Source organism: Streptomyces cellostaticus (assembly GCF_001513965.1).
In the GTDB taxonomy this organism is placed as follows: Bacteria; Actinomycetota; Actinomycetes; order Streptomycetales; family Streptomycetaceae; genus Streptomyces; species Streptomyces cellostaticus.
Genome location: NZ_KQ948026.1, coordinates 211,726 through 237,829, shown reverse-complemented (window position 1 = coordinate 237,829; position 26,104 = coordinate 211,726). Strand labels below are relative to the sequence as shown.

The 26,104-nt window shown below is 67.2% G+C and carries 24 protein-coding genes; 7 read left to right on the top strand and 17 right to left on the bottom strand.

Going from position 1 to position 26,104, the window contains the following annotated elements; all coding sequences use genetic code 11:
• Positions 1-76: 76 nt before the first annotated feature.
• The 5 genes from AQI88_RS23485 (at position 77) to AQI88_RS23465 (ending at position 6,753) form a co-directional block, all read left to right on the top strand.
• Positions 77-631, top strand: coding sequence for a peroxiredoxin (locus AQI88_RS23485; RefSeq protein ID WP_067002667.1), 555 nt, complete (start codon positions 77-79; stop codon positions 629-631).
• Positions 632-634: 3 nt separating this feature from the next.
• The gene (locus AQI88_RS23480) at positions 635-1,177 is read left to right on the top strand and encodes an alkyl hydroperoxide reductase (RefSeq protein ID WP_067002666.1); all 543 of its coding nucleotides are present in this window, start codon (positions 635-637) and stop codon (positions 1,175-1,177) included.
• A 335-nt stretch (positions 1,178-1,512) separates the two neighbouring features.
• Positions 1,513-2,052, top strand: coding sequence for a hypothetical protein (locus tag AQI88_RS23475; RefSeq protein WP_067002664.1), 540 nt, complete (start codon positions 1,513-1,515; stop codon positions 2,050-2,052).
• Positions 2,053-2,212: 160 nt separating this feature from the next.
• Positions 2,213-6,229, top strand: coding sequence for an SGNH/GDSL hydrolase family protein (locus AQI88_RS23470; protein WP_244184277.1), 4,017 nt, complete (start codon positions 2,213-2,215; stop codon positions 6,227-6,229).
• Between the two features lie 71 nt (positions 6,230-6,300).
• Positions 6,301-6,753 (top strand): hypothetical protein, encoded by a 453-nt coding sequence (locus AQI88_RS23465; protein ID WP_067002660.1) that lies wholly within the window; start codon positions 6,301-6,303, stop codon positions 6,751-6,753.
• Here the strand turns inward: AQI88_RS23465 and AQI88_RS23460 are convergent.
• The 5 genes from AQI88_RS23460 to AQI88_RS23440 all read right to left on the bottom strand — a co-directional run bounded on the left by AQI88_RS23460 (position 6,652) and on the right by AQI88_RS23440 (position 13,172).
• Positions 6,652-8,046, bottom strand: coding sequence for an AI-2E family transporter (locus AQI88_RS23460; RefSeq protein ID WP_067002658.1), 1,395 nt, complete (start codon positions 8,044-8,046; stop codon positions 6,652-6,654). The two genes, AQI88_RS23465 and AQI88_RS23460, sit on opposite strands and share 102 nt — an antisense overlap.
• Positions 8,047-8,185: 139 nt before the next feature.
• Positions 8,186-8,881 (bottom strand): aggregation-promoting factor C-terminal-like domain-containing protein, encoded by a 696-nt coding sequence (locus tag AQI88_RS23455; protein ID WP_244184275.1) that lies wholly within the window; start codon positions 8,879-8,881, stop codon positions 8,186-8,188.
• A gap of 394 nt (positions 8,882-9,275) precedes the next feature.
• Positions 9,276-10,601, bottom strand: a complete 1,326-nt coding sequence (locus AQI88_RS23450; protein ID WP_067002653.1) for an RNA 5'-3' helicase PhoH2 — start codon at positions 10,599-10,601, stop codon at positions 9,276-9,278.
• A 373-nt stretch (positions 10,602-10,974) separates the two neighbouring features.
• A complete protein-coding gene (locus tag AQI88_RS23445; protein ID WP_067002651.1) occupies positions 10,975-11,748 on the bottom strand; it encodes an isoprenyl transferase in 774 nt (257 codons plus the stop codon).
• Between the two features lie 638 nt (positions 11,749-12,386).
• On the bottom strand, positions 12,387-13,172 hold the full coding sequence (locus AQI88_RS23440; protein WP_079057757.1) for a class I SAM-dependent methyltransferase: 786 nt from the start codon (positions 13,170-13,172) through the stop codon (positions 12,387-12,389).
• A gap of 52 nt (positions 13,173-13,224) precedes the next feature.
• Here AQI88_RS23440 and AQI88_RS23435 point away from each other — a divergent pair, with 52 nt between their 5' ends.
• The gene (locus AQI88_RS23435; RefSeq protein WP_067002647.1) at positions 13,225-13,770 is read left to right on the top strand and encodes a DinB family protein; all 546 of its coding nucleotides are present in this window, start codon (positions 13,225-13,227) and stop codon (positions 13,768-13,770) included.
• A gap of 229 nt (positions 13,771-13,999) precedes the next feature.
• Here the strand turns inward: AQI88_RS23435 and AQI88_RS23430 are convergent, their stop codons facing one another.
• Both AQI88_RS23430 and AQI88_RS23425 read right to left on the bottom strand, forming a co-directional pair.
• Positions 14,000-14,485 carry a GNAT family N-acetyltransferase gene (locus tag AQI88_RS23430; RefSeq protein ID WP_067002645.1) on the bottom strand — a complete coding sequence of 162 codons (486 nt, stop codon included), beginning with the start codon at positions 14,483-14,485 and terminating at the stop codon, positions 14,000-14,002.
• A gap of 58 nt (positions 14,486-14,543) precedes the next feature.
• The gene (locus AQI88_RS23425) at positions 14,544-15,416 is read right to left on the bottom strand and encodes an LLM class flavin-dependent oxidoreductase (protein ID WP_067002644.1); all 873 of its coding nucleotides are present in this window, start codon (positions 15,414-15,416) and stop codon (positions 14,544-14,546) included.
• 228 nt (positions 15,417-15,644) lie between these two features.
• Between AQI88_RS23425 and AQI88_RS23420 the strand changes: the two genes are divergently transcribed.
• Positions 15,645-16,028 (top strand): DUF192 domain-containing protein, encoded by a 384-nt coding sequence (locus AQI88_RS23420; protein WP_067002642.1) that lies wholly within the window; start codon positions 15,645-15,647, stop codon positions 16,026-16,028.
• Between the two features lie 298 nt (positions 16,029-16,326).
• On the opposite strand, the gene AQI88_RS46020 is transcribed toward AQI88_RS23420, so the two are convergent.
• The 10 genes from AQI88_RS46020 to AQI88_RS23375 all read right to left on the bottom strand — a co-directional run bounded on the left by AQI88_RS46020 (position 16,327) and on the right by AQI88_RS23375 (position 26,083).
• Positions 16,327-16,908: a hypothetical protein gene (locus AQI88_RS46020; protein WP_159050380.1), complete on the bottom strand. Its 582-nt coding sequence runs from the start codon at positions 16,906-16,908 to the stop codon at positions 16,327-16,329.
• Between the two features lie 17 nt (positions 16,909-16,925).
• Positions 16,926-19,166 carry a hypothetical protein gene (locus tag AQI88_RS23410; protein WP_067002638.1) on the bottom strand — a complete coding sequence of 747 codons (2,241 nt, stop codon included), beginning with the start codon at positions 19,164-19,166 and terminating at the stop codon, positions 16,926-16,928.
• A 13-nt stretch (positions 19,167-19,179) separates the two neighbouring features.
• A complete protein-coding gene (locus AQI88_RS23405) occupies positions 19,180-19,674 on the bottom strand; it encodes a hypothetical protein (RefSeq protein ID WP_067002636.1) in 495 nt (164 codons plus the stop codon).
• 1 nt (position 19,675) lies between these two features.
• Positions 19,676-20,941, bottom strand: coding sequence for a type VII secretion-associated serine protease mycosin (gene mycP / locus AQI88_RS23400; protein WP_067002634.1), 1,266 nt, complete (start codon positions 20,939-20,941; stop codon positions 19,676-19,678).
• Between the two features lie 1,763 nt (positions 20,942-22,704).
• Positions 22,705-23,265 carry a hypothetical protein gene (locus AQI88_RS23395; protein WP_159050379.1) on the bottom strand — a complete coding sequence of 187 codons (561 nt, stop codon included), beginning with the start codon at positions 23,263-23,265 and terminating at the stop codon, positions 22,705-22,707.
• Between the two features lie 419 nt (positions 23,266-23,684).
• A complete protein-coding gene (locus AQI88_RS23390; protein WP_067002631.1) occupies positions 23,685-24,023 on the bottom strand; it encodes a helix-turn-helix domain-containing protein in 339 nt (112 codons plus the stop codon).
• Positions 24,024-24,125: 102 nt separating this feature from the next.
• Entirely contained in the window at positions 24,126-24,335 is a 210-nt protein-coding gene (locus AQI88_RS23385) for a ScoMcrA-related endonuclease (RefSeq protein ID WP_067002629.1), read from the bottom strand.
• Positions 24,336-24,345: 10 nt separating this feature from the next.
• A complete protein-coding gene (locus AQI88_RS43425; protein ID WP_244184274.1) occupies positions 24,346-24,696 on the bottom strand; it encodes an Arc family DNA-binding protein in 351 nt (116 codons plus the stop codon).
• A 179-nt stretch (positions 24,697-24,875) separates the two neighbouring features.
• Positions 24,876-25,496, bottom strand: coding sequence for an OmpA family protein (locus AQI88_RS23380; RefSeq protein WP_067002627.1), 621 nt, complete (start codon positions 25,494-25,496; stop codon positions 24,876-24,878).
• Positions 25,497-25,501: 5 nt separating this feature from the next.
• The gene (locus tag AQI88_RS23375) at positions 25,502-26,083 is read right to left on the bottom strand and encodes a hypothetical protein (RefSeq protein WP_067002625.1); all 582 of its coding nucleotides are present in this window, start codon (positions 26,081-26,083) and stop codon (positions 25,502-25,504) included.
• Between the last annotated feature and the right edge of the window lie 21 nt (positions 26,084-26,104).

Genomic DNA, 26,104 nt, shown 5'->3' with positions numbered 1-26,104 from the left:
TGTGCCAACATCGACGGCGTCCAACCCAAAGGGAAAAGCCCTCAAAAGGGGCGATTCCTCGCTGCAAGGAGAGCGTGTGCTCACTGTCGGTGACAAGTTCCCCGAGTTCGAACTGACCGCCTGCGTCTCGCTGGAGAAGGGCAAGGAGTTCGAGACGATCAACCACAAGACCTACGAGGGCAAGTGGAAGATCGTCTTCGCCTGGCCCAAGGACTTCACCTTCGTGTGCCCGACCGAGATCGCCGCGTTCGGCAAGCTGAACGAGGAGTTCGCCGACCGCGACGCGCAGATCCTCGGCTTCTCCGGTGACTCCGAGTTCGTCCACCACGCCTGGCGCAAGGACCACGACGACCTGCGCGACCTGCCGTTCCCGATGCTGGCCGACTCCAAGCACGAGCTGATGCGCGACCTCGGCATCGAGGGCGAGGACGGCTTCGCCAAGCGCGCCGTCTTCATCGTCGACCAGAACAACGAGATCCAGTTCTCCATGGTGACCGCCGGCTCCGTCGGCCGTAACCCCAAGGAGGTCCTGCGGGTCCTGGACGCCCTGCAGACGGACGAGCTGTGCCCGTGCAACTGGAGCAAGGGCGACGAGACGCTGGACCCGGTCGCGCTGCTGGCCGGTGAGTGACCCATGTCGCTCGACTCGCTGAAGTCCCGCGTACCGGACTACGCCAAGGACCTGAAGCTCAACCTGGGCTCGGTCATCGGCAACTCCGACCTGCCGGCGCAGCAGCTGTGGGGCACGGTGCTGGCGACCGCCATCGCCTCCCGCTCCCCGATCGTGCTGCGCGAGCTGGAGCCGGAGGCGAAGGCGAACCTCACGCCCGAGGCGTACACCGCGGCCAAGGCCGCGGCCGCCGTCATGGCGATGAACAACGTCTTCTACCGCACCCGGCACCTGCTGTCCGACCACGAGTACGGCACCCTGCGCGCGGGTCTGCGGATGAACGTCATCGGCAACCCGGGTGTGGAGAAGGTCGACTTCGAGCTGTGGTCGTTCGCGGTCTCCGCGATCAACGGCTGCGGGCTGTGCCTGGACTCGCACGAGCAGGTGCTGCGCAAGGCCGGGGTCGACCGTGAGGTGATCCAGGAGGCCTTCAAGATCGCCTCTGTGGTCCAGGCGGTCGGCGTCACCCTCGACGCGGAGGCGGTGCTGGCCCAGCCGGCCGAGTAACCCGCCGCAACAAGGCAACGGCCCCTGCCCACCCACCCGGTGGGCAGGGGCCGTTGCCTTGTCGCGTGACCTCCACCACTCGACTCGCCCCGGATCGGGACCAGGAGTGACCAGCCGGTCGAACGATTGCCCGGTTCTTCCAGGCGTTGGAGGAAGATCCGCGCACAAGGAGTCACAGCGGAACGACAGGCTCCATTTGCACGCAGAAACCCTCGTGGACAGCGGGAGAGAGGATCTGGTTGGCTCCCGCTGATTACCGTTCACATCCAGCCACCCCTGCCACTTGACCAAGGCTTCCGGGGGAGGCGGGTTGAATGCTTCCTCAGGGGGATCTCATGTCCGTGCGAAGCCACTTTTCCGCGAGGACCGCAGTTGCCGCAGCCGCGGCCACCGTGGGCATACTCGGCCTGACCGCTCCGCAGGTCGCCGCAGCCGACCAGCCGGTACTCAGCGTTTCGGCCAAGGCCGACAAGAACACGAAGGCGATCGCGGCGGCCCAGCCCCGTTCCGTCGCCCGCGCCGCGACCGTCTGCGGCACGGGATACAAGCTCTACAAGGCGGAGCAGCTGCCCGACTCAAGGCGCTTCGGCACTCTCTTCGTGTACGTCAAGGGAGACAACCCCGCGAGCAATGACGCACCCACGTGCGCCATCCTGGACAACAATCTGGGAAGCGCGAAGTGGATGAAGATCACGCTCTGCTCGAACTACACCGCGGACGGCTGCGCGAGTGACTCGGGCGTCTTCAGCCAGTACGCAGGGCCCGTCTACCGCGCCCGCGGCGGTTGCGGCACGGTCGCCGCGCTGATGAAGAACTCCACGAGCGACAGCGTTTACATCATCGACCGGAAGACGGACTCGACGAACTGCAACTAGGCAGCGCCGAAAGAGCCGTAAGCAGGACTCCACGCCATCGCACGGCGTGGAGTTCTGCCGCTTCTGCGCGCCCGCACACTCCAGTTCTGCGTGCCCACACACTCAACGGAATACGGGGAAAGCTTCCTTGAGACTCAAGAGACGAACTCGCGCGCCGCTTGTGGCCGTAGTGGCCTGCGCCGCCCTGACCGGCGGTCTGCTCCAGGCCGCGCCCGCCGTCGCCACACCGAACCCTCACCCCTCCACCAACCCCACCACAACGCCGGCGCCTGCCGGCCAGGTGAAGGATCCGGCCAAGAAGCTCGGCAAGGGCTGGAAGACCAGTCCCGACCGTGCGGTGACCGCCGCTGCCGATGCGGACGGTCTGCGCATCCTCGTCGCCGACAGCGGCAAGGCGTACGCGTGGAAGACCGCCGCCGTTCTGTCGGAGCCGGGCATGCCGGCGGATTCGTGGATCGGCAACCAGTGCCTGATGGACCACGATCACGCGGCCGTCGTCTACGCGCCGCGCAGTTTCACGAACAAGCCCGACCTGATGCAGGGCGGAGCGTTCACCGCCATCGTCGATCTGACGACGGGTCATGTGAAGAAGCTGCCGTTCAACGGGTCGCTGGCCTACTTCGACCCGTCCTGCAACACCACGACGCACAAAGCCGCGTTCACCGCTTTCCGGGACATGAACGATCCCGCGGCGACGCGGACTCGCGTCATCACCGTGGGCGTGGACGGCAGGACCACGGGCACGGCCGCTGCGAAGGGTGAGATCACCAGCGCGGTTCCGGTGAAGGACGGCACGGTGGCCGCGCTCGGCAGCCGCCTGGTCCACCTCGACCGCTCCGGCAAGGTGAAGAACCTCGCCGACGCGGGCAGTGCCCCGTTCGACATCCGGCCCGCCGCCGACGGCACGATCGCCTTCGTCGTCCGCAAGGGCGACTCCGTGGCGCACGCCAAGCTGTTCACCGGCAGCGGCAAGCCGAAGAGCCTCGCCTCGGGCAAGCTCGGCGACCTCGCCCTCATGCAGGGCGAGGCGGGCAGGGTCTTCCTCACCGGCCACCCCAAGGGCTCCCCCGCCACCGCGGGAACCGGCGTCACCCGCCTCAACGCCCCGGCCGGCACCGATGTGTCCTCGCACGGCCGTCTCGCGATCGAGCCGGTCCTCACGCCTGGTGTGCACGCCGGCCTGGCGCACATCAAGGGCGCGGGCAAGGGCTTCACGAAGTCCGGGGAACCCACCTCGCAGACGGCGACGCCCGCCGACGACGGCGACAAGCCCGTGACGGTCACCAGCATCGTCACCACCACCGGGACCAAGCTGACGCAGAGCGTGCAGCAGGCGGCCGGCGACGGCTCGGGGAACAATCCCTCCCCGGTCCTCCCCAAGGCCGCCGGGACGCACCGGTCGAAGGGCACCTCCTCGAAGGCGGGCCTGACCGCGAGCTCCCCGACCGACGACGACCGCTGGTGCGCCGTATCCCGCAACGACGTCAAGGTACAGGCGCTGCAGCCGACCTCGAACCAGGTCGAATGGGCCGTCGACATGGCCGTGCGGGGCAACCTGCACTCCAACTACATCCGGCAGGGCGGCTACCGCGACCAGGCCGGCCTGGGCACCATCGACCCGCAGGGCCTGTTCCCGAAGCCGACGCTCACGGGCGGTGACGGCAAGAGCCGTATCCCGGCGAACGTGCTGCTCGGCATCATGGCGCAGGAGTCCAACCTGTGGCAGGCCGAGGGCGGGTCGATCCCGGGGCAGATGGGCAACCCCCTGGCCGCGGTCGACGGCTACTACGGCCACAAGGCCGAGCCCAGTGACCCGGCCGCCTACTGGCAGATCAACTGGGACAAGTCCGACTGCGGCTACGGCGTCGGACAGGTCACCGACGGCATGCGCCTGGCCGGCCACGAGAAGGTGGACGACAGCGGGCACAAGGAGACCGAGCTGTCCCCGGCCCTGCAGAAGCTGGTCGCGATCGACTACGCGTCGAACATCGCCGCGTCCATGAAGATCCTCGCCGACAAGTGGAACGAGGTCCACAAGGACGGCCAGAAGATCACCGTCAACAACGACGACCCGTCCAAGGTGGAGAACTGGTTCACCGCGGTGTGGAACTACAACCTCGGCTTCAACCCTCCGTCGCAGGCCTCGAAGCATGCCGGGCACTGGGGCCTGGGCTGGTACAACAACCCGGCCAACCCCCTCTACGCCAAGGGCTGGGGCCATCCGTTCATGGACACCGACATCGACCCGTACGCCGCCAAGGACGCCGCGCATCCGCAGGACTGGCCGTACGAGTTGAAGGTGATGGGCTGGGCCGCCTGGTCCATCGACACCGGCTTCTCCTACGCCACCACCGGCCGGCAGGACTGGCCCGGCGAGTCCGGCTTCTCCTCCGCCGGCTTCCGCCCCGCCTACTGGAACGGCAACGACCAGCCCTACATGTACGAAGGCAGCGCGCGATACAACCGGGTGCACCTCGCGCCGCCGCTCGACACGTTCTGCAACTCCAAGAACAACTGCGACCCCAACACGCCGCCTAAGTGCCCGGACGCCGAGTGCTACGCGCAGTACTGGTGGAACCAGCCCAATGCGACCTGGAAGGACGACTGCGCCAGCACCTGCGGCAACGAGAACATCAAGTACCAGTCGCTGGTGTCGGAACCTGGACGCGGCTACCGCCTGCAGTCCGGTACGCCGGTGTGCTCCGGCGCTCCGGCCGGTTCCAAGGTCGTCGCCTCCGTCCCGAACGGAACGCCGACCTGGAGTGACCAGAGCGGCTGCGCGACGGTCTCCTCCGCAGGAAGTTTCCAGTTCTCGTTCAACCCCGGCACGGAAGGCCGTTACGAAGCGAAGGCCGACCTGCACTCGGTGGGCGGTGGCTACGGCGGCCACTACTGGTGGACCCACACCCGCGACGCCGACCACTACGGTGGCGACAGCGGCTACATGACCATCAACGGCACCTGGACCCTCGGCCAGAGCCTCAACTGGGCGCGCGTTCTGGTGCACCTTCCCGACACCGGCGCCCAGACCCGGCAGGCCAGCTACAACGTGCTGGGCACGGACAGCACCCACCACCAGCGGGTCGTGCTCCAGCGCGCGGGCGGATGGGTCAGCCTGGGCGCGTTCCACTTCACCGGCACCCCGAAGGTCGAACTGTCGAACTCGACCAAGGTCGGAACCGCGGACGAGGACGTCGCCTGGGGTGCGGTCGCCTTCCAGCCCCTTTCGGGCAAGCCGGCCAACTCCGTCGTCGCGATGGGCGACTCCTACTCCTCGGGTGAAGGGGCGACCGGGGAGAACGGCAAGGACCTGTACGAGGAGACCGACCACAACGACAAGCAGAACAAGAACGAAATCGACAAGTGCCACCGCTCCAAGCTGGCTTGGTCGAGGCAGGCGACGCTTCCGGGGTACTCCAGCTCCATCGGGGCCATGGCCGACAGCCTTGACCCGCAGATGGACTACCACTTCGTGGCCTGCTCCGGAGCGCGCACCTTCGATATGCTCAAGGACGGCCAGTCCGGCGAGGTGGCACAGCTCGACACCGGGTACCTGGACCAGAACACCACCCTGGTGACGCTCAGCATCGGCGGCAACGACGCCCGTTTCAGCGACATCATGAAGAAGTGCGTCGACCTGGCCGACCCGCAGCTGAGCACGTGCCCGTACACGGAGCTGGACAACATCGATCCCGCAACCGGCGACAAGACGGGCGGCACGACCGGTGACCTGAAGGACTGGGCGCCGAAGTGGCTGCACGACGCCGTGCGCCCGCAGATCGTCAAGACGCTCAACGCGATTCACACCCTGGCCCCGAAGGCGAAGGTCGTCCTCATGGGCTACCCGCGCCTGATTGAGAAGGACCACAGCTGCCTTCCCGGTGCGTACGAGACCGTCGAGAACGACTGGGTGCGCTCGCTGGCCGACAATCTCGCGACCGAGATGAAGGGTGCCACCACGGACGCCGGATCGTGGGTGGTCTTCTCCGACCCGCGGGACCGGTTCGACGGCAAGGCGGCCTGCGGCAATCCGGAGACCATCAACGCCATCGTGGAGAACGGGCGGGAGAAGGCGGACGAGGAGATGCCGAATGCGTCCATGCAGTCCTTCCACCCCAAGATCGCGGGGGCTCGCCTCTACGCGGACAACCTGGAGCAGACGCTTCGGGGAATGTGACACATAGCTGATCCGGGGGCCTGAGTATCCGTACTCAGGCCCCCGGCCATCGTTTGCGGAAGGCTGCACGCATGAACACCCCCCGCACGGAACCACGGCCCGTGCTGCCCCGCGTGTCGGGCGCGGCCGTCACGGGCGCGGTTCTGGCCACCGGCGCCGCGACCTACCTGTCGTGGGTCAGGCAGCACGACGACCGGGCGTGCGCGACCACCGACAGCATCTGCGTCACCTGGAGGGGCGTGACAGCCATCCCCCTCACCATGACGATCGCCGTGATCGTCCTGACCGTCGTCTACAAGCGGCTGGACATCAGGCCACGGATCGCCGTGATCCCCCCGACGTTCCTGCTGGCGCCGCTTCCTCTCGCGGCCGCGCAGGCGACGGCAGGCTGGTGGGCTGCCACCCTCGTCGGAGGAGCCTGGTCAGGCTCTTTCGCGCTCGCCGCCTGGAGCCGCTACCGGATCCTGGGGCTCACCGCTTCGGCCACGCTGCTGCTCGTCTCCCTCGTCGTCCTCTACCGCTGAAGACTCTTCGAGCACCTGGTTCCGGGCCGTTTCCTGGGAGTACACGCGCAGATACCCGACCACCGTGTTCGTCACCGCCACCAGCGGTACGGCCACCACCGCGCCGCCGATGCCCGCCACCATGGCGCCGGCCGCCACCGTGAGGACCACCGCGAGCGGGTGGACGCGGACCGCGCGGCCCAGGATGAACGGCTGCAGGATGTGGCCCTCGATCTGCTGGACGGCGAGGACCACGAGCAGGGTCATGACGGCCGTGAAGACGCCCTGTGTCACCAGCGCCACGATCACGGCCAGCGCGCCGGAGGCGACCGCGCCGACCAGGGGGATGAAGGAGAACAGGAAGATGAAGACGGCCAGCGGGACGGCCATCGGCACGTTCAGGAAGTAGATGCCGATGCCGATGAAGATGGCGTCGATCAGGGCGACCAGGACCGTGCCGCGGACGTAGGCGGTCAGGGTGCGCCAGGCGCGCGGGCCGGCGCCGGCCACGCCCGGGCGGGCCGCGGCGGGCACCAGCTTCAGGAACCACTGCCAGATGCGCTCGCCGTCGTAGAGCAGGAACAGCGTCGAGAAGAACACCAGCAGGATGCCGGTCAGGGCCTCGACGATGACCTGGACGCCTTCCAGGCCCGCGGACGTTATCTGGTCGGCGTTGGCACCGATGGCCTCGCGGAGGTTCTTGGCGATCTGGTTGATCTGCTTGTCGGTGACGTGGAAGGGGCTCTTCAGCAGCCAGTTGCGCAGGTCGTCGATGCCGCTCTGGATCTGGTTGGAGAGGGTGTCGATGTTCTCCATGACCTGCCAGGTCACGAACCAGCCCATCAGGGCCATGATGACGAAGCCGAGGATGGCGGTCATCGCGGTGGCCGGGCCGCGCGGCACCCCGCGGCGCCTGAGCCGGGCGACCGTCGGCTGGAGCAGCGCGGTGATCAGCAGGGCGATGACGAAGGCGAAGACCACCAGCTGTACGGCGCTGATGACCTTCATCAGGATCCACACGGTGCCGGCGAGCACCAGCAGGCGCCAGCCCGCCTCGGCCGCGACGCGCACGCCCCAGGGCACGGCCTCGGCGGGGTCGGGGCGGGGACCGGCAGGTGCGGCGGGTGTGGCAGGTGCGGCCGGCCGGGGGGCGGGCGGCTTCACGGGGTCGGCGATCCGTTCGGCGGTCCGGTCAGCGGTGGCCGGTTCGGGCGCGGTGTCCTTCTCCACCTCCGCGCGACGCTCGTCCAGCCGCTCGCTCATCTCGGTCAGCCCGGCACCGACCCGGCCGAGCCACCCTGGCACTCGCGACATGATCCGTCCTCTTCCCCCGCGTCCCCGGGTGTCCGCCACCACTCCCCCCTGGAGTCGTTCGGGTACGACCGTACATGGCGAAAGCCCCTCTCCTTGGGACGGGGAGGGGCTGCGCTGGATCGAGCTGAAACCGGGCGGCCTAGTACCAGTGGTTGGCCTGCCAGAACGACCACGCCTGACAAGGGCTGTGGTAGCGGTCGTTCATGTAGTTGAGGCCCCACTTGATCTGGGTGGCCGGGTTGGTCTGCCAGTCGGCGCCGGCGGACGCGTACTTGCCGGCGGGCAGGGCCTGGAAGAGGCCGTAGGCACCGGAGGAGGCGTTGGTGGCCTGGTAGTTCCAGCTGGACTCGTGGTCCACGATGTTGCTGAAGCACTGGAACTGGTCGGCAGCCACCATCTGACGCGCCATCGCCTGGATCTGCGCGACGCTGTAGCTGCTCTGCACCGGGAAGCTGGAGGAGTCGCGGGCGTCGTCGCGGCTGGCCGCGGACTTCGCCTCGATGCGGTCCTTGGCTTCCTTGGCCGCCTTCTCGGCGGCCTCCTTCTTCGCGATCGCGGTCTCGGCGGCGGCCTTGCGGGCCGCTTCCTCGGCGTCCTTCTTGGCGCTCGCGTCGGCGGAGATGGCCTGTGCGTCGGCCTGCTGCGTCAGGGACGCGGTCTGCACTTGGGCCTGCTGACCCGCGGGTATGTCCGCGAGGAGCGTGGCGTCGGCTGCCGTCGCCTCGGCGTCGTTGTTCTGCGCAGTGCTGCCCGAGGCAACACCGACGACGCTTCCGACGGCGGTGACCGCGGTGGCCGAGGCCACTGCGAATCCCCGGACCGAAATCCGGCTCACACGGTTTCCTTCCAGCATCGCCCGCTTCGGTGACCCTGGCGGACGCAATCGTGCCCCTGACACTGGCCTCCCAACTGCGGGGTCACGGGAGGCGCGGGCCCGGTGGACAACTCCCGTGAGGGGAGCGCCGTGTGGTGCTCGGGCGGCATACGACGGGTCTATGGAGTTGAAGGTGATGCCTCTGTGGTGCCGTACCGCTGGGGGTACAGGTGTGTCGTATGCGGGGCCTGACAGGAGTGAGACTCTGCCGTAACCCGACACCGGGAGGCAATTCCGAGTTGAGTGTGAAACCTCACACCTCGTTTGTCCCCGGGGATTTCAGGAAACCCCCACGCGCGAAGGCGCCGCCCGGCTAGGCTCTTTGCCTTTGCCGGACGGCGCCAACTGAGCTTGCTCAGATATGGCCTTCTTCGAGCATTTCGGTCACAAGGGCCGCGATCTGGGACCTCTCGGACCGGGTCAGCGTGACGTGCGCGAAGAGCGGATGCCCCTTCAGCTTCTCCACGACGGCGACCACACCGTCGTAGCGGCCTACGCGCAGATTGTCCCGCTGTGCCACGTCATGGGTCAGAACGACCCGCGAGTTGGCACCGATTCGGGACAGAACGGTCAGCAGGACGTTCCGTTCGAGCGACTGGGCCTCGTCGACGATCACGAACGCGTCGTGCAGGGAGCGGCCCCGGATGTGGGTCAGGGGCAGGACCTCCAGCATGCCGCGCGCGGTGACCTCCTCGATGACGTCGCGGCTGGTGACCGCGGAGAGCGTGTCGAAGACGGCCTGTGCCCAGGGGCTCATCTTCTCGGCCTCGCTGCCCGGCAGATAGCCCAGCTCCTGCCCGCCGACCGCGTACAACGGCCGGAAGACCATCACCTTCTTGTGCTGGCGGCGCTCCAGGACCGCTTCCAGGCCCGCGCACAGCGCGAGCGCCGACTTGCCGGTGCCGGCCCGGCCGCCCATCGAGACGATCCCGACGTCCGGATCGAGCAGCAGGTCGAGCGCGATGCGCTGCTCGGCACTGCGGCCCTTGATGCCGAACGCCTCCCGGTCACCGCGCACCAGGCGGACGTTGCCCTCGGCAGTGATGCGGCCGAGCGCCTTGCCGCGCTCGGACTGGATGGTCAGGCCGGTGTGCACGGGGAGGTCGGAGGCCTCCCGGACGTACACATGCCCCTCCTCGAAGAGGATGTCCACCTGTTCGCCGGGGAGCGTCAGTTCGGACATTCCGGTCCATCCGGAGTTCTCCGTGATGGCGAGTTCGGCGCGGTACTCCTCGGCCTGCAGGCCGACGGAGGAGGCCTTGATCCTGAGCGGCAGGTCCTTCGACACGACGGTGACGTCGAACCCCTCGGCCTGCAGATTGCGGGCCACCGCGAGGATGCGGGAGTCGTTGTCCCCCAGGCGGTAGCCGGTGGGCAGCACGCTGGGGTCCGAGTGGTTGAGCTCGACACGGACCGTTCCGCCCAGCTCCCCGATCGGGATGGGGGCGTCGAGGCGACCATGCTTCACCCGGTAGTCGTCCAGCAGGCGCAGGGCCTGGCGGGCGAAGTACCCGAGTTCGGGATGGTGCCGCTTGGCCTCCAGCTCCGTGACCACGACGATGGGGAGCACGACTTCGTGCTCGTCGAAGCGGGTCAGGGCGTTCGGGTCGGCCAGCAGGACGCTGGTGTCGAGAACATAGGTGCGCCGGTCTGGCTTGTGGCGCTTTGTGCTGGTCACCACGGAAGGACGTACCCCCTCGGATGAGGTCGGGGAGCGACGAAGTGGAAGCCGGGCCGGGAGGGTGGGAGCATTGCGACCGGTCCCATGCCCCCGCGTACGGCGGGCCGGACACCGGACCTCCGCGGCTGCTTCCGTGCAGTGACGGCACGGTCGGGCTGGTGCAAAGGGCCTCCCGGGCGGACGGCCCCGAGCCGCCCGCTGAGATCCGACGCCCGTGGTTCGGGCATCGACCTGCTTGGCTTATGCCCTCGAACATGCGCCGCCATGCAAAAGCAGCCAACAGCGCGCCGGTGAACTCCTTGTTACATCCACCCCAACCGGGGTATACGGAACGCCCCGTCGCACTGGTGGCCGACGGGGCGTTCGGGGCGTCTCAGCCGCCGTAACGGCGGTGGCGTGCCGCGTAGTCGCGCAGGGCACGCAGGAAGTCGACCTTGCGGAACGCGGGCCAGAAGACCTCGCAGAAGTAGTACTCGGAGTGTGCCGTCTGCCAGAGCATGAATCCGGACAGCCGCTGCTCGCCGCTGGTGCGGATCACCAGGTCCGGGTCGGGCTGGGCGCCGGTGTAGAGGTGACGGCCGATCATGTCGATGTCGACGGACTCGGCGAGGTCCTCCATCGACACGCCCTTGTCCTGCGCGTCGAGCAGCATGGAGCGCACGGCGTCGGCGATCTCCTGGCGGCCGCCGTAGCCGATGGCCACGTTGACGACTATTCCGTCGACGCGGGCGGTGGCCTCCTCGGCCTCCTTGAGGGTGCGCTGCATCCCGGACGGCAGCAGGTCGGGGGTGCCGACATGGTGCACCCGCCAGCGGCCGTCGGCGGCGAGGGTGCGGACGACGTCCTCGATGATGCCGAGAAGGGGACCCAGCTCGTCCTGCGGGCGGTCGAAGTTGTCCGTGGACAGCAGCCAGAGCGTGACGACCTCGACGTCGGTCTCGCTGCACCAGCCGAGGAACTCCTCGATCTTCTCGGCACCGGCCCGGTGGCCGTGGACCGTGGTGGAGCCGGCGGCCTTCGCCCAGCGGCGGTTGCCGTCCATGATGACGCCGATGTGCTTGGGCACCTGAGCGTGGTCCAGGTGGCCTTCCACCCGGCGTGCGTAGAGCCTGACGAGCAGGCCGCGCAGCTTGTCGCGCAGGTTCACAGAGCCCTCCGGGATTGAGCGCGGGTACGGTCACCGCGGGGGCCGAGCCTACCCCTGCCGCATATCGATACGGCCCCGCGCCCCTGAACAAGGACGGTCGCCGCACGCCGCGAGGTTCCCCATGAAAAAACGGGCCGGTCCGTGGGGGGGAGACGGACCGGCCCGAGGGGGGGTTTCCACCATAACCCTTCGTAAGGGATGGTGCGTGCATTGGCGGCAGACAACTACTCTCCGAAATCAACCGACGACGCCCCGGTGGGCGCGGAATGGTGGATTCAGGGGCTTCTCAGGGCCGATTCACAGCGGAATCCCAGGGAATCGGGCCACATACGGAGAGATCAAGAGGGTTTGGGCCGTCTTGGGGAACGGTCGGCGAGTTGTCCGGGGGTCCCTCCGACGGGCTACCCGGTCAGCGAACGGCGACTTGACGGTTCCGGTACGGGTTTGCGCGGCATCACGGCACCGCGCAGCCCCCTCCACTGCACGGTGCCGTCCGCACAGCTTTGCTGGCGTGAATTACCTTGGTCTGAACCTACGTGACGGATGGGGCGGGTGTGAACCGCACTCGATAACGATGTGGAAACCGCGGGAGAACTCCAAGTGAACTGAGCGGCGATACGCCCTGTATGCCCGATTCGTCAGTGGGACGGCTTCCGGACGTCGAAGAGGTGCCGGGCGCTGTGTGTGACGAACGGCCCCTCCTTCTCGATCCGCTCGTGCAGGGCGCGCAGCCGGGGCTCGTACGCCTCGACCGTGAAGCCCGGGACCATCCAGACCACCTTGCGCAGGAAGTGGACGACGGCGGCGATGTCGTGGAACTCCATCCGCAGCCGCTCCGCCCGCAGGTCCACGACCTCAAGGCCCGCCGCCTGAGCGGCGGCCCGCTCCCGCTCGGGATCACGGCCGCTGCGCACGGCCTCCGGCTGGGGCCCGAGGAAGTACTCGACCAGCTCGAACACACTGGCGGGCCCGACGTGCTGGGCGAAGTAGGTACCGCCGGGCCGCAGCACCCGCGCGATCTCCTCCCAGTGGGGGTGCACCGGATGCCGGCTGAGGACCAGGTCGAAGACCCCGTCGGCGAACGGCAGCGGCGCGTCGTCCGGTGCGGCGACGACCACCGCACCGCGCGGCCGCAGCAGGGCGGTGGCCTTGGCGACGTTGGGCGGCCAGCCCTCGGTGGCGGCGATCAGCCGCGGGCGGTCCGGCTCGGCCCGGCTCAGGGCGAAGTCGAGCACCTCCCCGCCCCCGGTCTGGATGTCGAGCGCGGCCTCGGCCCGGGCCAGCCGCTCCCCCGCCGAGCGGGCGTACCCCCACGAGGGCCGTGCCTCGCTGGCCCGCCCCTCGAACCAGGAGAAGTCCCACCCCTCGGTGGGCACGGCGGCACCCTCGGCCACGAGGTCTTCGAAGGAGCGGTGGTCTGCCATGAACGTCATGGTCGCAGGGCGTTGTCGGCGGGTCCTGCTAATTTCCGCGTGCATGACGACCTCTGAGAATTCTGGGACCTCTGGGACTTCTGCCGCCGGCTACACCGCCGGAGAGAAGGAAACGCTGCACGCGAGCCTGGACCGGCACCGGGACGCCGTGCTCTGGAAGCTGGACGGACTCGACGACGAGCAGCTGCGCCGGCCGATGACACCGACCGGGACGACCCTGCTCGGCCTGGTCAAGCATCTGGCCTCGGTCGAGTACGGCTGGTTCGTGGAGACGTTCGGGGGCGAGGGGGAACCCCTGTGGTTCGACCCGTACGAGAGCGAGGACATGCACATCGCCCCCGGCGAGACGACGCAACAGATCGTCGCCTTCTACGGCCGCGCCCGCACCGCCGCCGACCGGATGATCACCGAGCTGCCCCTGGACGCGCCGGGCCGCCCGTCCTGGCGGGACCACTCCGTCTCGCTGCGCTGGGTCCTCGTCCACATGATCGCGGAGACGGCACGGCACGCCGGGCACATGGACATCCTGCGGGAGCTGATCGACGGGGCGACGGGCGACCATCGCCGGGTCACGGAACCAGAGAACTGACCAAGCAACAGGTCATCGGCGGCCACGTGGACGAGTGCGGGGCATGGGCGTACATGAGGGCGAGAGCGCCAGAGGACGGACGCCTTCGAGCGGGTCTGAGCGCAAACTCCTTAGGGGCGCGGGGAACTGCGCGACAAGCCACGGGCAGCCCGCAGCCGCAAGACGACGCGCAGCCCCCGAGGCTCCTGCGCCTCCCGCGCCACGCACACCCACGGCTCGGGGACACCGCTCACCGGTCGGCCTCGTCGGGGTGGGACAGCACGAACAGGACGTGCTCGTCCTCCCCGTACCGGACCGTGCCGGCGCGTGCGAAGCCGTGCTTCTCCAGCAGGCGCACGGAGGCGGCGTTGCCGGAGAACGGGTCGGCGTACAGGGGCCGTACCCGCTCCAGCTCCAAGAAGAGGCCGAGGGCCCGGGTGCCGACGCCGCGGGCCCAGTACGGCCGCCCGAGCCAGTAGCCGACGAAGCGCCGCTCGCCCTCCGTCCAGGAGAGGACGTTCCCGGCCACGTCCCCGTCGGCGACGACCGTCCGCACCAGGGAGTCGGGGCCGCCGAGCACCCGCTCGCGCCAGTGCCGCAGGAAGGCCTCCCGCGGCCGAGGCGTGAACCTCGACCGCCGGACGGCTTCCGGTTCGTGCTCGTAGGCGAGGAAGCACTCGAGGTCTGCCTCGCGGACAGGCCGCAGACTCACATCGCTGTACTTGTCGTCCGTCATGGTGGCGAGTGTGGCAGGCCCCACTGACAACGCCTCTGCGTTCTACGGCACCAAGGTTCTACGGCACCAGGGGCCGAACCTCCTCCGCGACGAAGCGCACGAAGCCCTCCGGGTCGGGCTCGTCCGCCGTCGGCTGCAGCACGACGGTGTCGGCACCGGCATCGGCCATCCGCTGCACGGCCTTGGCCACGGCGGCGGCGTCACCCGCGACACCGACGTCAGAGGCAGACTCCAGCCCCTCGGCGACGAGTTCGGCACGCAGCCGGGCGGCGGCGTCGTCCCCGGTGGCGGCGAGGAGATAAACGACGACCTTGTGCGCTCCGTCCCGCCCCGCCTCCCGACGCCCCTCCTCAATGAGCCGCCGGGCCTGCCGTACGCCGTCCGGCGAGGTGGAGGCGGTCAGGAGGGTGCCGTCGGCCTTGGCACCGGTGAGGCGGAGCGAACGGGGTCCGGTGGCACCGGCGAACACGTCGACCGGCCGCTGAGGGGGCCAGTCGAGGCCGACGTCGTCCAGCTGGACGTACCGGCCCTGCACACTCAGCCGCTCACCGCTCAACAGTGCGCGCAGGGCGTCAAGTTGCTCACCGAGCAGCGTGAGAGGCGAGGCTGCCCGCGCACCGACCTGTCCCATCCAGTCCTGCACCCCGTGCCCCACGGTCAGGATGGACCGGCCGGGGAACATGCGCTCCAGTGAGGCGGCCTCCATGGCGGTGACGGCGACGTTCCGCAGCGCCACGGGCAACAGCCCGATGCCGACGCGCACCCGCTCGGTCCAGGCGAGAGCGGCTGCCGCCGTGGACACACCGCCCTCCAGGAAACAGTCTTCCCACAGCCAGAGTTCTTCGAGTCCGGTCTCGTCCGCGAGCCGGGCCACTTCGCGGAGCCGCTCGGGGGGGAGTTGAGGTCGGAATACGGCGCCAAGTCCAGTCATGGACCTCTTCCTAGTGCGAGGAGGCAACTGGGACAACTCCTTTATCACCGGGTGTCTTCGAGCCCAGCGACACCCCAACCGCCTCTCGCCCCGCTAACCCGCCGAGACGACCCTGCATGCCTCGCGGAAGCACGACACTGGCCAAGAAGCGGGCGGCCCAACGGCAGCACCACCCATAGGCGTTCCCCGCATCCTCGTGGGTACGGTCACTGCGGAGGTGGCCTTGGGATGGCGCGGCGGCGGGACGGGCGGGGTCGATTGGTCGTACACAGGCACGGGAGCGAGGGAGACGGGGCTGTGCTGACCGTTCCGCTGGAGATCTCGACCTCCTACCGGGCCCGGACGAAGGGGCTACTGGGCCGGGACGCGCTCGACGGCGCAATGCTCCTCTCCCCAGCGAGCGGGGTGCACACCTTCGGCATGCGCATCCCGATCGACGTCGCATACCTGGACCGCCGCCTGACCGTCCTCGCGGTCCGCACGATGCAGCCAGGCCGCCTGGGTCGGCCCCGCCTGCGGGCCCGGCATGTGCTGGAGGCGGAGGCGGGGGCCATGGCGGAGTGGGGGCTGGACGTGGGTGTTCAGGTCACCGTCGAAGCCGACCAAAGGTGATCCTCAACGGTATGGGGACCCCGCGCTGCCAGGGCGCAACTCTGTGGCAAGGCGTTCGCCGGTGCTCGACCGCGGACGGGCCAGCGTGTGGATCCAGGACTTGCCGTCGTTGGTGCCGCCGGCGCCGACATAGTCGTAGAGGACTAAGGCTACGACGCACTCCCGGAGAATCAGCGCGCCTTGAAGGGCTCCAAGGCCAGAACTCATGAATGTCGAGGAACCGGCTTTCGCCGGTCTCGCTGTGCACCGAAAGCCGCTGGTAACTGCGCAGCATTGACCCCAGGGGGGAGGGTTTCCATCACCGATTGTGCGTCAAGGATCCGAAGCTCAGGCCGTGTTTGCAGGTGTCTGTCTTTTCGACGGCTTTTGTGTATGCGGTGATGAGTTGCTTCATCGCGTCGGCGTCCTGGTGGTTCGACGAGTTCATCTGGAATGCGGTGAACAGTTGGCTGTTCAGGAGCTTCTCACTCGTGCACTGGTGTGTTTTTCCGAATGCTTCCCAGCCGGAATAGAGGAACCGTCCATCCTCGGCTTCGTGATCGAGCTTGGAATTGGCCGCCCCTCCCACGAAGTAGGCTGTGTTGGGGGCGTCCGACAACCACATTTGCTCAGTCTGCACTGCCTGGCGGGAATCAACGCGGATCTCGCAAATTGATGCCAAACTGTTGGTCGTGTCCCGCTTGACGGTAAGCTTTCGACCAGGCGGCATGAACGGTGCCAGCGTATTGCTATCGACTGGGATCCCACACAAGGAGTGCGGGACTGCATACTGGCGCTTTTCTTTTTGGTCGCTACATCCGGAGAGAGAGGCCAGGAGAGCGCCAGTCGCGGTTACGACGACAGCGAGACGCATTCCCGCGTAGCGTCGGCGGGTGTTCAAAGACTCTCCTTTGTTCATTATGGAACATCCGCAGTGCTGCCCGGCGCCTGGCCGTGCATAATGGCCTGGGCGTTGTAGTAGCCCTGATGTGCGGAGATTTGTGCGTAGCTCACAAGGTCTGGGCTCAGGTGATAGCGGTTCACTGCCTGCTCTGCCGCCCGTTGTGCGTACGCGCTGTTGCGATTCAAGCCGTGATTCCAGACCTTTCCTTCGTCGTCCTGAGCGTCATCCGCCGCGGAACCCTGGACGTCCTGGAACAGCCACTGCATGACCGCGCCTGTCCCGGTGCCTGCAGCCCCGCCGACAATCCCCCCGGCCACGGGAGAACCGATGAATGACGTGCCGACGCCGACGACGGTACCGACGCCACCGGAGATCAGGTTCTGATACTGGGCGACGGCATGATCGAAGGAATCGTCCTGCCCCTTCGCCGCGTGTCCGATGGCTTCCATGCGGCCCTGGCTGAGGATCCCGGAGACCTCTCCGCTCCTCTCTGCGACTGTCTGTACGAGAAGATTGTGATCGTTGGTGAAGCGGTGGTCGGCGGGCAGGTCGGGGTTCAGGTGGTACTGCAGCAGGTTCGACATGTAGGCCTTCTGGCCCACTTCGACGGCTGCGTATCCCTCGGGATTCTGTCCCACGGCGAACAGGAATTTGTTCACGCTGGGGCTGTCGAGATGGGCCGCAGAGCCATCGATGGGGTACAGCAGGTCCGTGTGCGGCAAGTCGCTGTTGGCCCGGTTGATGTCCGGCAGGTACTCCGAGGCGATCTGCCCCAAGCTGTCGGACATGTAGCCACGGTCGGTGAGGAGTTCCTGCTTGTCCGCCGTGGCGGAGACGATCTCCTCGAACAGCTTGGTCTGGGCGCTGGTGTGTGCCGGGGTATCGATCGTCGGCATTTCGCCCGCCGGGTGGCCCGTTGCTGCCGCCTCCAGAGCCTGGGCCAGGTAGTCCTGGCCGGCGATGCTGTGGACATCGTGGGTGTCGTGGATGTCCATCGGCCACTGGCGCTGCTTGAAGAGGTAGTCGAAGTTGGAGACGGCCTTCTTGTGGTCTCCGTCCTGTGGGATGAAGTCGTCGTTGAAGAAGTTCGTGGCAGCTGTGGGGTTGTTCGCCAGGCCCTTCAGGTACCCATTGAGCGGGTCCCATCCGCCGTCCGTGCCCTCGTAGTTAAGCTGTGGGCAGATGTTCGCCTGCCAGGCCACGTTCTTGCCGTCGTGCGTGTAGAACCGTTCGGTCTTCATCAGCGTGCGACCGTAGTCGTTCATGAACGTGTCGTCGAAGTCGCCGTTGCGCATCAGGTTGCTCATCACCTGAAAGCCGAGCACGTCGCCGTGGGTCCCGACTGCCTTGTTGCCAGTCGCGATCACCTGCTGCTTCCACGCCGTCATGCCCACGCTGTCCGACTGGCTCGCGGTGGCCAGGGTCAGACTCAGGTTCTTCTGCAGCTCGGCGTACTTGTATCCGCGTTCGTAGCCCAGATGCGCGCCCTCGCGGTCGTCGGTGAGGCCGAGCCAGAACTTCTCCGTGCCCTGGGCACCCAACTGCTCGGCGAACTCCTCAGAGAACAGAGGGTCGTTGTGGTACTGCTTCAGGCCCGCATTGATCTTGTCGAAGTCGGCAGGGGTTAGCTTCGACGGATCCTTTCGCGCCAGCTTCGCCAGCTCGTCGGCCTCCTGTACGGCCTTCTCCGCCTGGTCGCGGTCCTTGTAGACGGCGCCGGAGAAGCCGTACTCGCTCTCGTCGACGAGTGCCATGAGGACGCCGGACGCGGTGCTGTCGCTCTTCGCGGCGTTGTCGAGGATCTTTTGCACCTCGTTGCGCAGGGCTTCCTCGTCCGCGACGCTGTGGTCGGGAACTTTGGCGCCGTGCGCGGCGCGGTCGGGATGGACGGTCATGGTGACGATGAAGCCGCCGTCGCCCGACGGCATCACGGTGAGGTTCTTCTTGCGGCCGTTCTCGATGGCCTGGTGCAGTTGCTGCTTGTGCTGCTTCAGCTCGTTCCGGGTGTCCAGCAGGATGTTGTGGACCGACGTCGCCTCTTTGGTGGCGTCCTCGAACTCGCCGGCGGTCTTGCCGATGAACTCCTTGGAGACACCGGCGTTCACGCCGTGCCAGTCGGCCTTGACCGCCTTGTTGTGCAGCCCGTCCTTCGCCTGCTTCTGCAGTTCCGTCAGGTTGTGGACGAGCAGGCCCCAGTCGTCGACGGCGGCGTCGAGCTGCTTGAAGTTGGCTTGATAGAGGTCTTCGAACTTCACTCGGCGGCCTCGCTCAGTGCTTCTTCTTGGGGGAGTAGACCGGGTTCTTCTTGCCCGGTTCTCCCACGCGGTCGTCGAATCCGGCGTCCAGGGTGTCGATGCTGCTCATCGTGCGTGCGATGTAGCCGTCGTCACCGGCATGGATCTTCTGGGTGACATGCATGTGGTTGGAGATCTGAGCGCACGCGTCCAGCAGCGACTTCAACTGGTCGTCCCAGCGCTGAGCCGCGTGCTTCAGGCCCTTGCCCAGGGTGAATCCCTGCTGGGTGAGGTCGCCGGCGGCCGACTCGCTCGTGGTCTGCGCGACCCGCGCCTTGTCCCACAGCTGGGTGTAGAGCGAGTGAGCCTCTTTGCCGATCTGTGCGAGATCGCCGTTGCTGACCTTGAGGTCACCGTAGGTGCTGGGGCCGCCGCCGTCGACCGGGTCGGCCAGGTGGTTGAGCTGCATGTGGGTGGAGCCGCGAGTCTTGGCATCGGCTTTGAGCTGTTCCCACTCGTCCCACGCCATGTCAGGGCCTCCCCCCGTAGTTACTGTCTCGGCGGTCGGCGGATGCGGCGCGCCGACGCTTGCGGACGGCTCCGCCGACGAGCACCGCACCGGTAAGCACGACAATTCCAACGCCCGCGAAAATCCAGACCGTCTGGTCATCGTTGGCATTGGACGCGGCAGCCGACGGCTGGCTCTCGGGCTTCGGAGAAGCGGAGGCCGATCCACCGGACGAAGAATGCGCGGCATGCTTGAAGTCGGGCAGCGGGTACACGTCCGCCGGGCCGGGGTCACCAGGGTTCGTAAGGGCGATACGGGGGCGCACCGTGCCGTAGCCGAGGTAGTCGGTGCGCTCCTTGCCGTTCTTGGGTTTGCTCGCGGTGTTCAGCATGACTCGCAGGACCTGGTTGTTCGTCCAGTTCGGGTGCTTGGACCAGATCAGGGCGGCGGAGGCGGAGGCAATGGCGGTGGCGTCGCTGGTGCCGTGCGTCTTGCACAGTTCCGTGCCGCCGAGGCAGGCGGCGACCATGTCTGCTCCCGGGGCGACCAGGTCGACCTGGGGGCCGTGCTGGGACTCCTTCGTGACCTTGAGGTTTTTGTCGATTGCTCCGACGCCCACCACGCCGGGGGTCGCCGCCGGGTACTCCAGTTTGTTGAGACCGGCGCCGTCGTTGCCCACGCCCGCGAAGATCAGCTTGCCCTTGGCGAGAGCGTAGGCGACGGCATCAGTCAGCTGCAGTGAGTGGGCCGTGCTCGCCAGCGAGATGTTGATGACCTGGGCGTCCGAATCGGCTGCATACCGGATGGCCTTCGCCATGAAGGTGGGATAGTCGTCCGGGTTGCCATCGGTATCAGGACGGCTCCGCTCGATGAAGTCCGGAACTCGAATCGGGAGGATCTTTGCCCCCGGAGCCAGACCATAGGAACCAGTCACGCGCCCTTTGGCTCCGGTGCCGGCAATCATGACCGCCATGCTGGTGCCGTGGCCGTCGTAGTCCGAGTGTTCGTCCCCTGGATACCTGGAGTAGTTCTTGCCCGGCAGGACCTGCCCGCGCAGGTCGGGAATGTCGTCCCGGACACCGCTGTCGATTACTGCGACCGTGACGCCTTTGCCCGTGCTGGTCTTCCACATCTGATCAGCCTGCATGGCGTCCAGGTACCACTGCTGGTCGCGGACGGTGCTGGCGTATGCGGGCGTCACGGAGACGGCCGCCAGCAGAACGCCTGCGATGACTGACACGACCTGGCCATGCCGTATGGCCTGCTTGCTACGGGTGGGCATGGTCATCCTTCTTGTCGTGCTTGTCCATCGGGCCCGCTGCGCAGGCGCGGCGGGCTTGGTCGGCTGTACTCCTCTTCCGTCTCTGTCCACTGATCCGGACGGCTTTCGGAACGCTTGTCGTGAGCGGTGCGCTCACCACGATTCGAGGAAGAATCTTCAGTACGCCGTTTGCGGGACGGGGCAGAGGCGTCTCGGCCCCCCGCGTCGCGCCTTGGCTGGCTGCCCCCAGCGTTCCCGCCTCGTACCCCTTGCGCGCTCCCCGGTGTGCGAGGTGTCCTGCCGCGTCCTTGGGACGGCTTCGGCTGGCCACCAGCGATCCCGTCGGCGCGTGCCGACAGCCCCGCGCGCTGCGCTCCGCCCTCGGGTTCAGTCATACGGCCTCCGCCGCGGGCATGCGCGGCACCTGGGCTCGTGCTTCTAGTGATGCTGCGACGGCCCGTGGGGGTCTGCGGTTGGCTCGGGGTGCCGCCGATGACGTTGCCGCGAGGGATCGCGGCAGCGGGCTGTCCGGTAGTCGGAGAGGTGGGACGACCACCGGTGATGCCGTTGCTGACGCGGCCACCCGGGGCTGCACTGGGCGTTCCACGCCCAGGCGCGGGCTGGCTCCCAGGGCCGAGGGGGCCAGCGCCAGGCAGCCGCCCACGTCCCGGTATCGACGCGCGTGGGGTACCGGACGTGATGGGCTCGGAAGGCGTGGGCACTGAATTCCGGCCACCATATGGGGAACTTCCTCCGAGCCCTCTAGGACCCTGTGGAAGTGTAGTTCTTCCTCCGAACGCGGGCGGCAGCGAACCGGTTGGCGGCGGTGTCCTTACGTCCGGGGCGCTGTTACCCGGAGGAGAAACCGCAGGAGTTGGAGGAGCATTTGGAGCGGGCGGGCGGATGTCCACACTGTCGATCGTCGTGTTCGTAGGGTCTGCAAGGCGCTGATGCGTCGCATGTGGCAGTACCGGCTCATTCGACACATGCTGACGCGAGTTGCTCGGCAGCGAGTTCGCCTCACTTGGCCTGGCACCAAGGATGGCCTTGTGCTCCGGTGACTGAACAGGTTCCGGTTCCGGACCTCCCACGCCGCCGCGCGAGGATGGGACGGAAATGTAGGCTCCGCCATGAATCCTTTGCGGCACGAACTGCTCTGGCAGCTCGGGGAACTTAGGCGCCTCCAGCGCATTGATCTGCTCCGTCGAAGCGGTATACGACTGAGCGAGCTTCATCATCAAGCCGCCCGCCTCGGCACTGTCGTTGGCGTACGAGGTCTTGGCCTTCTTCACCGCGGCGTCCGACGGGCCGCCGTCATGACTGCCGACGTCGGTGGACTTGGCCACGTGCGCATCGAGCACCGAACGCGCGGTGGCACTTTGCTTCCGCAGGATCTCCAGCTGGGGCTTGACCTCGTGCAGCGTGTCCGCCGCATGGCCCAGCCACTTTCCCGCGTTCTCGCTGTAGTCGCCTAGGCTCAGGGTGGCTTGGGAAGCCTGGTAGATCCACGTCCGGAACGCCTCGCCGCCCTCGCCCTTCCACTCGACCGACAGGCTGTGCTTCCACAGATCGTTACCGATCTGATTGATCGTCTTCGCTGCTTGGGTCAGCAGATCACCGAGGTCTGAGGCAGCGGTTGCGTCCGCGGCCTCGACCATCGCCCACAGCTGTTCGGGATCCTGGACGAAAAACCGGGACTGCTTGATCCCACGCCACGCCCAACTGCCCAGATCAGACACAGAGCCACCCCGCCGCGGACACCGCAATGCCCTCCTTCATCGACACAAGCATCACAGACCTCCAGCATCTGCGTCCGAGGGCCCGGACACGTGCTGGTTATGACCAGTCATCCCCGAAGAACCGCTGCCAGTACGTTCCTTCGCCCCGTGCCCTGAGTGATCGCGGAGCAAGTCGTCGGCCTTGATCCGGATCCGGCTCAGGCGGTCGCGGACGTCGGCGTCGAGGTTGTCGTAGCCGGACTTGGACGCATCGACCGTGACGACCAGCCCTTCGATCTGTAGCGCCAGCGTCTTGGACAGCTTCTCCAGCTGGGAGTGCACATGGGTGTAGGCGGTGTGCAGCTCATCAGCCTCGTCGAAGTTGCCCAGACGTCCAGCCGGCAGCGCGCCATGCGCGATCCTGTGCGGCGCCGCTTTCGACTCCTCCAGCTGCTTCAGGAGGGCATCCACCCGATTCTTAAAGGTTGTGAGCGTCTCACCCTCGACGCGCAGCGCTTGGGCCATGCCGGCACCGAGCCCAGCGATCGGACCGATGCCGGACGCCGCCATTGCCCCGGCAGCTGTTTCCAGTGCGGCGGCAGTCGCCTGCGGATCCCCAGCCGCCTCGGTCACTGCGCCCTCCCCGTGCAGTCAGCACCTCAGCACTTGCTGACAGTGCCCTTGACATTTCTATCTGTAACAGAAGCAACTCCAGCACGATAGCTGGATCTTGGGGCCTTACAGAATACTGACGCCAACGCGGAGCACAGCTGGCCGGAAAGCACTCCTGCTCAGGATCACCGACGTCGCCCGACTGTCTGCTCAACAGCGCCGCGCTGGAAGACCCGCTGTAGCCACTGTGGCAGTAGGACACATGCGAGGACATGAGTAGGAGTACTCGGTTGGGTGGCTGCCCGGCCCGAGCCGCGACCTACCTGGCTCCGCTCACAACACGTGCTGGAGGCGGAGGCGGGGACCATGGCCGAGCTGGGTGCAGTTGGACGCACGAATGACCAACGCTGGAGTAACAGCGGTACCGTGGGTTCCGCCGATCACGCCGCGTGCTCTTCGAACGCCACGGTGTTCTGCCCACCAGAGTCGACATGCAGATCCACCGTGACGTCGAGCGCAGTGGCCAGCCTGACGAGCAGATCCACGGTGACAGGCAGCATGCCGCCCAGTTCCACGGCCTCCACTTCATCGACGCTCATCCCGAGACGTTCCCCCAGAGCGGACTGCGGCAGCCCAAGAGCTGCCCGGCGGTCGTATACCAGCTGCCCGAGCGCATGAGCCAGCCGGATCTGCTCACGCCCCGCGACCACCTCTGGCGGTTCGACGCCGCCCTCAGCAGTCTTCCGCTGCTGCGACAGCTTCCACCGGGTGTGATTCACAGCTCCTCCTGGAACTCGCGGGTGAACTCACCATGCAAGGCACGCGATCGGTCAATGCTGGCCTTGCGCTTGAGGAGTGCCGTCACTCATACGTGTGCCCCCTCACGCAGGCCGGAGGTAGGCGCATGCCCCGACATAACCGTGCGCGGCGCCGACGATCGCCTTGGAGTCGTAATGCCGGCCACCGTGCAGGAGTAGATATCGGCGGGCGCGTCCGAAACCGTAGTGCCGGAGGAATGCATCGCGGCCGAGTCGGTCGTACTCCTCGATCGCCTTGTGGACCTCGGTGCGGGTTATGTCCGTCAGCGCCATGGCGGGAACCCTACGTGCCAGGGCCGACCGCGTTCCTCGGAGGTGCCGGGTCGCCACCGCTGGGGAAGCTGGTCGCGCACGGAGGCGGCGACTCCACCTCTGCAAGAGCAGCCCGGTGAGCGGCGGTGGCCGCCCGCATTTTGCGCCGCATCTCGGCGGATTCCTCATCCGTCACGTAATGCCCGAACCGCTCGGCGAGCAGGGCACGCGTTCGATCCGCCCGCGCCTTGATCTGCTCGGGAGTCGGCGTCTGAGCAGCTATCTCCTCGATGAGGGCACGGAGGCTGGTCCCTCGTGCTTCCGCTACGGCGGCAAGCTGGTCACGGACTTCGGCGGGCACGCGAATCATGACGTCGGGCACGCCACAAGTATGCGTGACGTATACGTCAAGTGCTTCTCGTCGGCCGACGCTGACGGTGAGCCGTCCAGGACAGTGGAACTGGGACGCTTCCCGACCGCCGGCTTGGGTAAGGAGCGAGGCCCTTCCCCGGTGTCGGTGGCGAGGAGGCGGGCCCTGGAATTGCTGGTACCCGTTTGCGGTCAGCTCTGCGTGCGCGGGAACGAGACCTCGACTCGTCGGTTCTTCTTCCGGCCTTCCTCGGTGGAGTTGTCGGCGATCGGGTACTGCTCGCCGTAGCCGCGCACGTCGAAGGTGACGTTCGGGTCGTTCAGGTCCTGGTCGAGGACCGCCTGTACTGCGTTGGCGCGCTGCTTGGACAGGATGTCGCCGTGGGCTGAGGAGCCGAGGTTGTCGGTGAAGCCGAAGACGCGGATCCGGGTCGCGTTCTGCTTCTTGATCTCCTCGGCGATCGTCTCGATGCGGGCCTTGGCCTCGTCGCCGAGCTTGGCGCTGTCCTTGCTGAAGAGGACTTCGGCTTGGAGGGCGAAGGTGACGTCCGCGTTCGTGTCTTCACGGCGCTCGTCCCCACTCTGGTCTTCGACTACCGACTTGATGTCCAGCACCTTGGGCGCGGCGAGGGTGGCGCCTTCGGGGAGTTTGAGGTCGGGGTCGGTGGGGTCGATCTTTACCGGGGCGGTGGCGGAGGGTTCCGTGCCGGGGGGCTCGCTGGGGCCCGTGTCGTCGGCGCGGGCCGCCGTGGCCGTCGTGATGAGGAGGGTAGCGACGGATACTGCCAGGGCGAGGCGGGGTGTGGTGGTCACTGGCCTCACCCGGAAATCTGGATGGTACCGCTGGAGAACGTCGGCAGCTGGATGTCCACCTTGGCCGCATTCGCAGGGGGTGACGGGAATTGCATGAACACCGCCAGGCTGGCACCGGCCTTGAGTGTCGAGAAGCCAGTGGTGGTCAGTGGACGGCCCTCTGTGTCACGCAGGACGTAGTACCGCTTCTTGCCCTCGGGGTCGACCAACGTGGCACCGCCCAGCGACGTGCCGTTCCTGACGATCTCGGTTTCGTTGCCGCTCAGGGCGGATGGGATGAGGATGTTCGTGGCCCCGTCGTTCTTCAGAGTGCCGTTCACGGTGACGAAACCACCGGAGTCGCGTTGAGCGGAGGTGATCTGGAGGAGCAGGCCGTCCGAACTCTTCAATTCGGCCAACGGCTCGTCCGACTGGTCCTCCTGAGCGCTCGGGTTGGATCCCCTGCCCTTGGAGGCGGACGCCGAACTGTCGGGCTTCTTGTGGTCGTCGCCACCACCACCGCAGCCGGCAACACCGAGGGCCAGCGCGGCCACAACGGTCAACGCGACCATCCCCCTGGTGGCCTTCCCAGTGAACCGATTGCTCATGGCTCTGCTTCCTTCTTTACG